Below are 11,953 nucleotides of genomic sequence, written 5' to 3' on the forward strand. Positions count from 1 at the left end.
CCGCACCCATCTCACCAGCCCCCTCCAGCAAGATCACGAACTACAGCTGGAGTATTAGAACCGGCAACGCCACTCACGACCCCCGCCCCCCACACCTGGCCCGACGAAGCCCTCCCGCCCGGCTGCCGCGAGCGATGCGGCCGGGGACTGGTCCCGCGCGGGCTGGCTAGCTTTCCGGCATGGGTGAACGATCGTCGACCAGGGCAGCCACCGCCGCGCTGGTGCTCAGCATCCTCGGCTGGCTTGTGTTCTTCGGGACGTATTCCAGCCGAAGTCCCAGCAGCAGTTTCGGCGACGCCGTCTACTACGAGCCGGTCACGGTGCTGGGCCCGCTGATCCTGCCGCCGTTCGCGATCGTTTTCGGGCACCTCGGAATGCGCCGAGCCGAGGGGCGCGGCCGGGCGTTGACGGCGCTCGGGCTCGGGTATCTGCTCCTGGTCGTCGAGGCGGCCCGATTCGCCGGCGTGGGTTAAATCGAGTCGCCGTCCCGATTCGACCCGCTTCGTTGCCGTGACGTTTCAGCGGCGGAAACCGCTTCGCCCGGGGAACGCGCCCGCCCGGCCACCCGATCGTGGAGGTTCGTTTCCGCAGGTCGAAGCGGTCCGGGTGCTGCTCGGGAGCTTGCCCGTTCCTGCTGTCAATGCTGCCCTTGAGTAGCCAACTGAGACGTAGATCTCCACCGTTGGGGTGAAATCTGCCCGGTCGGGCAGCTTACGCTCTTACGGCGCGTTACTTATTGAGAAACATTCACTTCGGTCCGGACAGGTTCGCGACCGGGTAACGAAGGAGGCGCCGTCGTGGAAACCGAACCGCAGGTCGTCCGCGCGACGATCATCTTCGGGCTGCGCACGTTCGGGTCCGTCCCGCTGCCGGTGCGCGCCGATCTGGAGTACGACCCGGCGGATCCGTTCGCGGTGTCGGTCGGCTACCACGCCGGCGGCGGGGTCGTGCGCTGGCTCTTCGGGCGCGACCTGCTCGCCGACGGGCTGCTCGCCCCCGCGGGCGACGGGGACGTCCAGGTGCGGCCCGCCGCCGACGACAGCCGCGTGCTCGTGGAACTGAACGCCCCGGACGGCTCCGCCGTGCTGGAGGCGGCGGCGAGCGAACTCGCCGACTTCCTCGACCGCACCTACGACGAGGTCCCGGTCGGCGACGAGGACCGCTGCTTCGACTTCGACGAGGAACTGGCGAAGCTCGCCCTGCGCGACTGACGGTCCACAGTGGACTGACGCCGCGCGGCGCGGGCGGAGGGCCGTTGCGCAGGCGGGCTGTCTCGTCGCTATCGCACGAGGTGAACAGCCGAGACGGGGAACGGATTCCGTTGCGGTGCAGGCGAATGCGTGCACAAAGACCGCCGTCGCGGCCGATCCCCAGGCGTCGGCGAGTAGCGGCCCGGCCCGCTCCGTCGCTCGATGCGTATCGCGAGTGGATCGCCTCGCCTGAGCGGCGTGCGAGCCGTCCCCCGAATGAACAGCCGGTGAACCAGCCCCGGCCAGGTCCGTAACCACGCACCCCCCGAACAGGCGGACTCCGCCGCCGCAGGAGTGAACACCGTTGTCGCGCGGGTTGACCGCACTGGCAGAACGCGTACGGTTTCCTGTGTTGGCTGTTGTCCGGAACCACACCGCGGTCAGCGCCCCAAGCAGATCTCTGCGGAAGGAGCGCAGCGCATGACTCTCCACTTCCCGGCCGTCAGCACGCCGGAGGACCTGACTGTCCGAGCGGCCCGGCAGGCGGACGCGATCCACCTCGCCCCGATCGGCGACCTCGACGCGGCCACCGCGCCCGTCTTCGCGGCGGCGGTCGCGCCGTTGACCGGACCGGTGGTCGTCGATCTGTCCGGGGTCGCGTTCCTGAGCTGCGCGGGCGTCCGCGCCCTGCTCGACGCGCACGAGCGGATCCCGTCGTTCACCGTCGTACCCGGGCAGGCGCACGCGGTCCGGCGGTGTCTCGCGGTGACCGGCGCGGACGAAATCCTGTGCGTGCGCGAGACGGTCGCTGCCTGATCGAGCGAGTTTCGCCGCCGCCGCGCACGGGTAGGCCGCCGACATGACGATCGAGACGAACCGCGTTCCTCAGCTCGAACTGAACAACGGCGTCCGGATTCCGCAGTTCGGCCTGGGCGTCTTCCAGATTCCGCCGGAGGACACGGCGGCCGCGGTGCGGGAGGCGCTGGAGGCAGGCTACCGGCACCTCGACACGGCGCAGATGTACCGCAACGAGGAAGGCGTCGGGGCGGGCATCCGCGAGTCCGGCGTGCCGCGCGAGGAAATCTTCGTCACCACGAAGCTGGCGAACGACGCGCAGGGCCACGACAACGCGATCAACGCGCTGGAAGGCAGCCTGCAGCGGCTGGAACTGGAGTACGTCGACCTGTACCTGATCCACTGGCCGCTGCCGAAGCAGGACAAGTACACGGCCACCTGGCACGGTTTCGAGGAACTGCAGCGCGCCGGCAAGACCCGCGCGATCGGGGTGTCCAACTTCCAGGTCGCGCATCTGGAGCGGCTGGCCGCCGAGTCGGCGACGGTGCCCGCGGTGAACCAGATCGAGCTTCATCCCGCGTTGCAGCAACCGGAACTGCGCGCCTACCACCAGGCGCACGGCATCGTGACCGAGGCGTGGAGCCCGCTCGCCCAGGGCGAGGTGCTCGCCGACCCGCTGCTGGCCGAACTGGCCGAAAAGCACGGCAAGACGCCCGCGCAGATTGTGCTGCGCTGGCACGTCCAGCTCGGCAACGTCGTGTTCCCGAAGTCGTCGTCGCCGAAGCGGATGCGGGAGAACATCGACATCTTCGACTTCTCGCTCAGCGACAGCGACCTGGACGTCCTCAGCGGCCTCGACGAGGGCCGCCGCACGGGCTTCGACCCGGACACCTTCGAGGGCTGAACCAGATCGCCCGGTCGTCCGTGTCTCCTTTCAGGAGGGAGGCAGCGTGCGACTGTCCTGTTTCGTGGTGCCGGGCGACATCGACGACCCCGGCGCGCCCAGCGGCGGCAACACCTACGACCGCCGCGTGGCCGAGCAGCTGCGGATACCGCTGCGGCCGGTCGGCGGGGCCTGGCCGGACGGCGACCGGCGGCAGCTGGACCAGGTCCTCGCCGAGGTGCCGGACGGCGAGAAAGTGCTGCTCGACGGTCTGGTCGCCTGCGGCGTGCCGGACGTCCTCGCCCGGCACGCGGACCGGATCGGCCTGGCCGTGCTGGTGCACCTGCCGCTGGCCGACGAAACCGGCCTGGACCCAGGCCGGGCGGCTGACCTCGACGACCGCGAGGGGAAGACCCTCCAGCTCGCGCACCAGGTCGTCGTCACCAGTCCGGCCGCCGCCCGCGCCGTCGAGAACCGGCACGGCCTCGCCACCGTTCACATCGCACCGCCCGGAACCGATCCGGCGCCGCGAGCGACCGGGACCGACGGAGTGTCCCAGCTGATCTGCGTCGCCGCGATAACCCCGCGCAAGGGGCAGGACATCCTCCTGAGTGCACTGTCCCAAGTGGACGGTCTGAACGTGGACCTCGTCGGCTCGCGCACCCGGAACCCGGCCTACGCCAACGGCTTGCGCCATCCGCGAGCCCGTTTCACCGGCCCACTGGCGGGGCCCGCGCTCGAAGCTGCCTACGACCGGGCAGACCTGCTGGTCTTGCCTTCGCACGCGGAGACCTACGGCATGGTCGTCACCGAAGCGCTCGCGCGCGGGATTCCGGTGCTGGCCTCGGACGTCGGCGGCGTAACGGACGCGCTCGGCCGCGCACCGGACGGTGAGCTGCCGGGAATGCTCGTCCCGCCCGGCGACCACACAGCGCTGGCGGCGGCGCTTCGGAGCTGGCGTGATGACCCGGACCTGCGGAAACGGCTCCGTGCTGCGGCGGCTGAGAGAGCGCGCACACTGGAGGGATGGCCCGCCGCGGCGGCGAGGTTAGGCGGGATTTTGGCTGGTCAGGTGGTGCGTTGATGCGGTGGCTGCGACTGCTGGCCGGGGCCGCGCTGATCGCCGCGCTGTGGTGGCGGCTCGGCACGGGCGCGTTCGCCGGCGGTTTGCGCGCGCTGGGTCCGGGGCCGATCGCGATCGCCCTGGTCATCGGGGTCGTGACCACGCTCGCGAGCGCCGAGCGTTGGCGGCTGGTCGCGGCGCGGCTGGGATTGCCGCTGCCGTTCCGTGCGGCGGTCGGCGACTACTACGGTGCCCAGTTCCTCAACGGCGTCCTGCCCGCCGGCGTGCTCGGCGACGTGCACCGTGCGGTGCAGCACGGCCGACGGTCCGGCGACGTCGGTCGGGGAGTGCGGGCGGTCGTGCTCGAACGCGCCGCCGGGCAAACCGTCGTGGTGGTCGCCGGGCTGGCTGTCGTGGCTTTCCGTCCGGAGCTGCTGCCGCGTCAGGTGCTCGTCTGCCTGGGGATCGTGGTCGCGGCGCTGGTCGTCGTGGCGGTGGTGATGCGGCAACGGCTGCGGCACGTCTGGGCGGCTGACATCCGGACCGGCGTGCTCGAAGCGTGGCCCGGCGTCACCGGGTGGTCCGTGCTGGCGGTGGCGGGACATCTGACGCTGTTCGTGGTCGCCGCGCGGGCGGCTGGCGCGGCCGCGCCGTTGGGCGTTCTGCTGCCGTTGCTGGTGCTCGCGCTGCTGGCGATGGGGATGCCGCTGAACGTCGGCGGGTTCGGCCCGCGCGAGGGCACCGCGGCGGTTTCCTTCGCCGCGGCGGGGCTGGGCGCGGAGCAGGGCGTGACGGTCGCGGTCGGCTACGGCGTGCTCGGTCTGGTCTCGACGCTGCCCGGCGGAGTGGTTCTCGTGCTCCGCCGGATGATCCGGCGGCCGGGACCGGAAGCCCGGCCGGTATCGTCCGGCCGGTGGCGGCGGCTTTTCGGGGGATTCGGCGACGGTGGTTCGCGGCGCTGGCCGCCATCCCCGTTCTGGCCGCGCCGGCCTGTGCGGCTTCGGACGCGGCGATCAGCCGGGCAGGCGACGTCGTGCACACCGCCGCCGGTTCCGTCCGCGGCAGTGTCGCTCCCGATCACCGGCTCTTCCAAGGCATCCCGTACGCGGCCGCACCCGTCGGCGAGCGGCGCTGGCAGCCGCCCGCCCCGGTCGAGCCCTGGACGGGGGAGCGGGACGCCACGAAACCAGGGCCCCGCTGTCCGCAGGCTGCCGACGGAGCTGTGACCAGCGAAGACTGCCTCTATCTGAACGTGTGGACGCCACCGGCCGGGCACACCGGGCGGCCGGTGCTGGTGTGGCTGCACGGCGGCGCGTTCCTCACCGGCGGCGGCGACCGTTACGGCGCGGCGCGGCTCGTTGACCGCGGCGACGCGGTGGTCGTCACGCTCAACTACCGGCTCGGCGCGCTCGGTTTCCTCGCCGACCCGTCGCTCGGCCCGGAGCCGGGGAACTACGGCTTCCTCGACCAGCAGCAGGCGCTGCTCTGGGTGCGCGACAACATCGAATCCTTCGGCGGCGACCCGAACCAGGTGACCGTCGCGGGGGAGTCCGCGGGCGGGATGTCGGTGTGCGACCACCTCGTCGCCCCCGGTTCGCGCGGGCTGTTCCGGGCCGCGATCATCCAAAGTGGACCGTGCCAGGCGCAGGCGACGCTGCCCGCCGCCGAGCGCAAGAGCATCGACTACGCCGCCGCGCGCGGCTGCACCGACCGCCGGACCGCCGCGGCCTGCCTGCGTGCGCTGCCGCCCGGGAAGCTGCTGGCCGCGCCGGGGTACGGCTCTATCGCGGGCATCGAGATGCCCGGGCCGGTCACCGGCGGTTCGGTGCTGCCCGCCAAGGTTCCCGCCACTCCGGTGCCGGTCATGCTGGGCACGACGCACGACGAGTTCACGTATTTCCTCGCCGAGCAGGCAGCGGCCGGTCGCGAAGTCACCCGGCACGGCTACTCGCAAGCGCTTGCGAACGTCTTCCCCCACGCCGACGCGGTCGCTCGCGAGTACCCGGTGGATGCGTTCAGCGGCAACGCTTCTCTCGCGTATGCGGCGGCTGTCACCGACTGGGCGTTCTCCTGCCCGATCGCGAAGCTGGCCAGCTCGCTGCCGAGCGTGTCGACCTACGAGTTCAACGACCCGACGTCACCGGCCGCGGCCGCGCTGCGGGCACCGTTCCCGCTCGGTGCCACGCACACCGCGGAACTGCCGTACCTGTTCGACTTTGCCGAGCAGCCAACAACGTTCACGCCAGCTCAGCAGCGGCTCGCGGACCGGATGGTGGACGACTGGACGGCGTTCGTCCGGGGCGGTCCGACCGGGCAAGCGGTGGCGTACCGGGCGGACGGCGCGCAGCCGTTGACCGGGTTCGCGAAAGAGCACCACTGCGGCTTCTGGGCTTCTCTACGCTGACCGCATGACCGTGCGTGTCGAAGACCTCGACGAAGCCCTCGCCTGCGTGGCTGCCGTTCTAGAGCCGCTCACCGACGGCGACTGGACCCGTCCGGCAGGCGAGCTGGACTGGGATTGCCGTTACACCGCAGAGCACCTAGGCGACACGCTCCTGTCCTACGCCGCGCAAGTCGTGAGCCGCCCAGCCGACCGCTACGTGCGCTTCCTCGCCAAAACCGACGCCGACGCGTCCCCTGCCGAACTGCTCGAATTCGCCTTGACCGGCGGCCGTCTCCTCTCCGCCGCCGTCCGGGCCAGCCGGCCCGAGGAACGCGCCTACCACCCGACCGGACGCTCCGATCCGGCCGGTTTCGCCGCGATGGGCTGTGTCGAACTCCTGCTGCACGGCGACGACATCGCCCGCGGTCTCGGCGCCGCGCTCGACCCGCCGCGCGACACCTGCGCCCGCGTCGTCGCGCGGCTTTTCCCCGAGCAGGAGCCGATTCCCGACGCGTGGGAAGCGCTGCGCTGGTGCGCCGGCCGGACCGACCTGCCCGGACGGCCGCGGCGGACCGGCTGGAAGTGGCGCGGCAGCCCGCTCGAGGACCGCTCGATTCCCGAGGAGTGAACACGCCTGCCCGCGGGCTGGTCACATCCGGTAGTCTTGACCACCAGGTCGAGAGGCGCTGCAACGGACCGGTGGTCCGCCACGCTCGGCCGGCACCACCATCCAAGGGCGCCTCCGTGAACTCATGCGGAGGTGGCGATGACCCAGAACCTGCGGAACCTGCTCGACCAGCGCGTCGTCGTGCTCGACGGAGCCTGGGGCACGATGCTGCAGGGCGCCGGTCTCGCACCCGAGGACTACCGGGCGGACTGGCTCGAAGGGCACGAGAAGGACGTCACCGGCGACCCGGACCTGCTGAACCTCACGCGGCCGGACGTCGTGCTCGACGTGCACCGCCAGTACCTCGCCGCGGGCGCGGACATCACCACCACGAACACGTTCACCGCCACCAGCATCGGCCAGGCCGACTACGGCCTGCAGGACCGGGTGCGCGAGATGAACCTGCGCGCCGCGGAACTCGCGCGCCAGGCCGCGAACGAGTTCGGCAACCGGTTCGTCGCCGGGTCGATCGGGCCGCTCAACGTCACGCTGTCGCTGTCACCGCGCGTCGAGGACCCGGCGTACCGCGCGGTCTCCTATGAGGACGTCAAAGCCTCGTATGCCGAGCAGATCAAGGCGCTCGCCGACGGCGGCGTCGACCTGCTGATGATCGAGACGATCTTCGACACCCTCAACTGCAAGGCCGCCATCACTGCGGCCCGCGAGGTCGCGCCGCACCTGCCGCTGTGGATTTCGGTGACCATCGTCGACCTGTCCGGGCGCACCCTGTCCGGCCAGACCGTCGAGGCGTTCTGGACGTCGGTCGCGCACGCGCGCCCGATGGTGGTCGGCGTCAACTGTTCGCTCGGCGCCGCCGAAATGCGCCCGCACGTGGCGGAACTGGCGAAACTCGCGGACACCTACACCGCGTGCCACCCGAACGCGGGCCTGCCCAACGCGTTCGGCGGCTACGACCAGACGCCCGAGGAGACCGGCGGCATGCTCGGCGAGTTCGCCGGGGCCGGGATGGTCAACATCGTCGGCGGCTGCTGCGGCACCTCGCCCGCGCACATCGCGAAGATCGCCGAGGCGGTCAAGGGACTCCCGCCGCGGCCGGTGCCGGCGCACGAGCCGAGCACCCGGTTCTCCGGCCTGGAGCCGTTCAAGATCGGCGCGGACACCGGGTTCGTGATGATCGGCGAGCGCACCAACGTCACCGGCTCGGCGAAATTCCGCAGGCTGATCGAGGCGGGCGACCACCAGGCGGCGGTGGACGTCGCGCTGGAGCAGGTCCGCGGCGGCGCGAACCTGCTCGACGTCAACTTCGACGCCGACCTGCTCGAATCCGAGCAGGAGATGACCACGTTCCTCAACCTGATCGCCACCGAGCCCGAGGTCGCGCGCATTCCGGTGATGGTCGACAGCTCGCGCTGGAGCGTGCTGGAGGCCGGGCTCCGCTGCGTGCAGGGCAAGGGCGTGGTCAACTCGATCAGCCTCAAGGAGGGCGAGGGCCCGTTCCTGGAGCAGGCCCGGCGCATCCACGACTACGGCGCCGGCGTCGTGGTGATGGCCTTCGACGAGAAGGGCCAGGCCGACACGGTCGAGCGCAAGGTCGAAATCTGTTCCCGCGCTTACGATCTGCTCACCCGGGAGGCGGGTTTCGCGGGCGAGGACATCATTTTCGACCCGAACGTGCTCGCCGTCGCCACCGGCATCAGCGAGCACAACGGGTACGCGAAGGCGTTCATCGAGGCGCTGCCGCTGATCAAGGAGCGCTGCCCGGGCGCGCACACCTCCGGCGGCATCTCGAACCTGTCGTTCTCCTTCCGCGGCAACAACGTCGTGCGCGAGGCGATGCATTCGGCGTTCCTGTTCCACGCCGTGCGCGCCGGGCTCGACATGGGCATCGTCAACGCCGGCCAGCTCGCGGTGTACGAGGACATCCCGAAGGACCTGCTGGAACTGGTCGAGGACGTCCTGTTCGACCGTCGCGAGGACGCCACCGACCGGCTCGTGGAGTTCGCCGAGACGGTCAAGGGCAGCGGCACCAAGCGCGTCGTCGACCTGTCCTGGCGGGAAACGCCGGTGGCGTCGCGGCTTTCGCACGCGCTGGTGCACGGCATCGTGGACTTCATCGAGGACGACACCGAAGAGGCCCGGCAGCTGTTCGACCGGCCGCTCGAGGTGATCGAGGGCCCGCTGATGGACGGCATGAAGATCGTCGGCGACCTCTTCGGCTCCGGGAAGATGTTCCTGCCGCAGGTCGTGAAGAGCGCGCGGGTGATGAAGCGTTCGGTGGCCTATCTCGAGCCGTACATGGAGGCGGAGAAGGAGAAGATGAAGGCCGAGGGCCGCATCGACACCTCCCGCGGCCAGGGCAAGGTCGTGCTCGCCACGGTGAAGGGCGACGTGCACGACATCGGCAAGAACATCGTCGGCGTCGTGCTGGGCTGCAACAACTACGAGGTGATCGACCTCGGCGTGATGGTGCCCGCGGCGAAGATCCTCGACACCGCGGTGGCCGAGCACGCGGACGTCGTCGGGCTGTCCGGGCTGATCACGCCGTCGCTGGACGAGATGGTGTCGGTCGCGCAGGAAATGCAGCGGCGCGGGCTGAAGCTGCCGCTGCTGATCGGCGGCGCGACCACGTCGAAGCAGCACACCGCGGTGAAGATCGCCCCGGCGTACGACCACACGACGGTGCACGTGCTCGACGCGTCGCGGGTGGTGGGCGTGGTGTCCGACCTGCTCGACACCGACCGCGCGGACGCGCTGGACACCGCCAACCGCGCCGAGCAGCAGCGGCTGCGCGTCCAGCACGAAAACCGTCACTCGACGCCGATGCTGACTGTTGCGCAGGCCCGGGAGAACGCCGAAAAGGTGTCGTTCGACGAGATCCCGACGCCGGAGTTCACCGGGGTGCGGGTGGTCGAGCCGTCGATTCCCGAGCTGCGCGAGATGATCGACTGGCAGTTCCTGTTCCTGGCGTGGGAACTCAAGGGCAAGTACCCGGCGATCCTCGACCAGCCGGTCGCGCGCGAGCTGTTCGACGACGCGAACCAGCTGCTGGACGAGATCATCGAGAACGGCTCGTTCACCGCACGCGGCGCGTACGCGTTCTGGCCCGCGCACTCCGAGGGCGACGACATCCTGCTCGACGGCGAGTACTCGGACTGGAAGTTCCCGATGCTGCGCCAGCAGACGCAAAAGCCGGAGGGCCGCGCGAACCGGTGCCTCGCCGACTACATCGCCCCCGCCGGTTTCGGCGACCATCTCGGCGGCTTCGCCGTCGGCATCCACGGCGCGGAGGACCTGGCCGCGCGCTACGAGGCCGAACACGACGACTACCGGGCGATCATGGTGAAGGCGCTGGCCGACCGGCTGGCCGAGGCGTTCGCCGAGTACCTGCACCTGGAGGCCCGCCGCCGCTGGTTCGAACCGGACGTGCAGCCGGACCTGGCGGACCTGCACGCGGAACGCTTCCGAGGCATCCGCCCCGCGCTCGGCTACCCGGCGAGCCCGGACCACAGCGAGAAGAAGGACCTGTTCGCGCTGCTGGGCGCCGAGGAGCTGGGGATCGGGCTGACCGAGTCGTACGCGATGACCCCGGCCGCGGCGGTGAGCGGACTGATCTTCGCGCACCCGGACTCGCGGTACTTCACGGTCGGCCGGCTGGGGCGCGACCAGATGGAGGACTACGCGGTCCGGCGGGGCGAGGAACTGTCCGAAGTGGAGCGGTGGCTGCGGCCTAACCTGGCTTACTGAGCCTTTCCTGGTGCGACGCCCGTAGGTCCGTGAGGGCCACCCTGAGGGAATCAGATTCCCCCAGGGTGGCCCTCACGGACGACACGCTCAGCTCCCGCCGCCCGCGTCGGCCCTGACGCAAGTCCACCGGCTTCGGCTCGGGCGGGCACCCCTCAGCTGCGCCGATAGTGCCGCCTCAAGTCCCTGGCATGGGAACCAGATTCCCGCGGCCCTTCACGGACTTCCGCGGCGGTCTCTCTTCAGGAAAGAAACTCCGCCAGCCGCTCGGTGTCGCGCAGATACTGCTCGTACGGGAACCCCGACTTCAGCAAGGCCTCGCGCAGCTCGTCCCGGAGCGGCTTCCCCGTCTCGTGGAAGGCGGCCCGGCCCGAGTCGGTGAGGGTGACCAGCCGCCGCCGGGCGTGGTCGGGGTCTTGGCGCACCTGCACGAACCCGGCCGATTCCAGCGGGCGCAGCGCGCGGCTGATCGCCGGGTCGGACACCGACATCGCCTGGGCCAGCTGATGCTGTGTCGCGGGTTCGATGTCTTCCACCGTGCCCAGCAGGCGCAGCTGGCTGTACGTCAGTCCGTCCGAGCTGTCCGCGCGCTTCCGCGCGGCTTCGCCCATCAGGAACACCACTCGATGCAGCGCTTCGGCAAGTCCGTCTTCCACGAGACCGAGCCTACCAGGAGTGTTGACAAGTTAATATTAACTATGCAAGACTCATCGGCATGGAGATCCCTTACGCAGCTCAGACCCTGTTCCCCCTCATCTGGCCGGTCATCGCGGTCGTCGGTGCGCTGATCCGCACCCGCAAGAACCCCTCGCCGCGGGCCCGGCTCGAAATCTGGCAGCGGTGGTGGGCCGTCGCCGCGCTCGGCTGCGGCAGCCTGTGGATGGTCTTCGCCTTCCTCGGCGCGCCGGGCGTGATGGCCGACGTGATCGGGTTCGCCCGCTCGCCGTTCCAGTTCGAGATCGCGTTCGCCAACCTCGGGCTCGCGGTGATGGGCTTCCGCGCCGCCTCGTCGTCGGCCACCCCCCGGGAGCGCATCACGATCGGCCTCGGGGCCGGGATGTTCTTGTGGGGCGCGCTGATCGGCCACGTGTACCAGTGGTTCGCGAACGGCGACCACGCGCCGGGCAACACCGGCGGCGTCCTGGTCTGCGACCTGCTGTTCCCGGCGATGGTGATCATCTTCGCCCGCCGCGCGCAGCGGCTGGCCGCGGCCGGGCAGCCGGCACTGGTCTAGCCGGTCTGCGCGGCCTGGCGGCGGGGTTTAGTTTCG

General features: G+C 70.6%; 10 protein-coding genes, 1 pseudogene and 1 riboswitch. Of the genes and pseudogenes, 10 read left to right on the forward strand and 1 reads right to left on the reverse strand.

The window, feature by feature from the left end:
• Positions 1 to 179: 179 nt before the first annotated feature.
• The 9 genes and pseudogenes from ACFSVL_RS36775 to metH all read left to right on the forward strand — a co-directional run bounded on the left by ACFSVL_RS36775 (position 180) and on the right by metH (position 10,686).
• Positions 180 to 473: a hypothetical protein gene (locus ACFSVL_RS36775; protein ID WP_378311146.1), complete on the forward strand. Its 294-nt coding sequence runs from the start codon at positions 180 to 182 to the stop codon at positions 471 to 473.
• Positions 474 to 797: 324 nt separating this feature from the next.
• Entirely contained in the window at positions 798 to 1,211 is a 414-nt protein-coding gene (locus tag ACFSVL_RS36780) for an SsgA family sporulation/cell division regulator (RefSeq protein ID WP_378311148.1), read from the forward strand.
• 459 nt (positions 1,212 to 1,670) lie between these two features.
• The gene (locus ACFSVL_RS36785) at positions 1,671 to 2,006 is read left to right on the forward strand and encodes an STAS domain-containing protein (protein WP_378311150.1); all 336 of its coding nucleotides are present in this window, start codon (positions 1,671 to 1,673) and stop codon (positions 2,004 to 2,006) included.
• 43 nt (positions 2,007 to 2,049) lie between these two features.
• A complete protein-coding gene (locus ACFSVL_RS36790; RefSeq protein WP_378311152.1) occupies positions 2,050 to 2,889 on the forward strand; it encodes an aldo/keto reductase in 840 nt (279 codons plus the stop codon).
• Between the two features lie 52 nt (positions 2,890 to 2,941).
• Positions 2,942 to 3,952: a glycosyltransferase family 4 protein gene (locus ACFSVL_RS36795; protein WP_449224401.1), complete on the forward strand. Its 1,011-nt coding sequence runs from the start codon at positions 2,942 to 2,944 to the stop codon at positions 3,950 to 3,952.
• Positions 3,952 to 4,761 (forward strand): annotated as a pseudogene (locus ACFSVL_RS36800) (lysylphosphatidylglycerol synthase domain-containing protein); the annotation flags it as partial. The gene ACFSVL_RS36795 and the pseudogene ACFSVL_RS36800, both read left to right, overlap by 1 nt.
• Before the next feature lie 83 nt (positions 4,762 to 4,844).
• Entirely contained in the window at positions 4,845 to 6,335 is a 1,491-nt protein-coding gene (locus tag ACFSVL_RS36805; RefSeq protein WP_378311156.1) for a carboxylesterase/lipase family protein, read from the forward strand.
• A gap of 4 nt (positions 6,336 to 6,339) precedes the next feature.
• Positions 6,340 to 6,942 (forward strand): maleylpyruvate isomerase N-terminal domain-containing protein, encoded by a 603-nt coding sequence (locus ACFSVL_RS36810; RefSeq protein WP_378311158.1) that lies wholly within the window; start codon positions 6,340 to 6,342, stop codon positions 6,940 to 6,942.
• Between the two features lie 44 nt (positions 6,943 to 6,986).
• Positions 6,987 to 7,063, forward strand: a riboswitch (S-adenosyl-L-homocysteine riboswitch).
• 17 nt (positions 7,064 to 7,080) lie between these two features.
• Positions 7,081 to 10,686, forward strand: a complete 3,606-nt coding sequence (gene metH, locus ACFSVL_RS36815; protein ID WP_378311160.1) for a methionine synthase — start codon at positions 7,081 to 7,083, stop codon at positions 10,684 to 10,686.
• A gap of 239 nt (positions 10,687 to 10,925) precedes the next feature.
• On the opposite strand, the gene ACFSVL_RS36820 is transcribed toward metH, so the two are convergent.
• On the reverse strand, positions 10,926 to 11,339 hold the full coding sequence (locus ACFSVL_RS36820) for a MarR family winged helix-turn-helix transcriptional regulator (RefSeq protein WP_378311162.1): 414 nt from the start codon (positions 11,337 to 11,339) through the stop codon (positions 10,926 to 10,928).
• 59 nt (positions 11,340 to 11,398) lie between these two features.
• Here ACFSVL_RS36820 and ACFSVL_RS36825 point away from each other — a divergent pair, with 59 nt between their 5' ends.
• The gene (locus ACFSVL_RS36825; protein ID WP_378311163.1) at positions 11,399 to 11,917 is read left to right on the forward strand and encodes a DUF6790 family protein; all 519 of its coding nucleotides are present in this window, start codon (positions 11,399 to 11,401) and stop codon (positions 11,915 to 11,917) included.
• Positions 11,918 to 11,953 lie beyond the last annotated feature (36 nt).

Origin of the sequence: Amycolatopsis silviterrae (assembly GCF_042684085.1) — a bacterium.
Classification (GTDB): Bacteria; Actinomycetota; Actinomycetes; order Mycobacteriales; family Pseudonocardiaceae; genus Amycolatopsis; species Amycolatopsis silviterrae.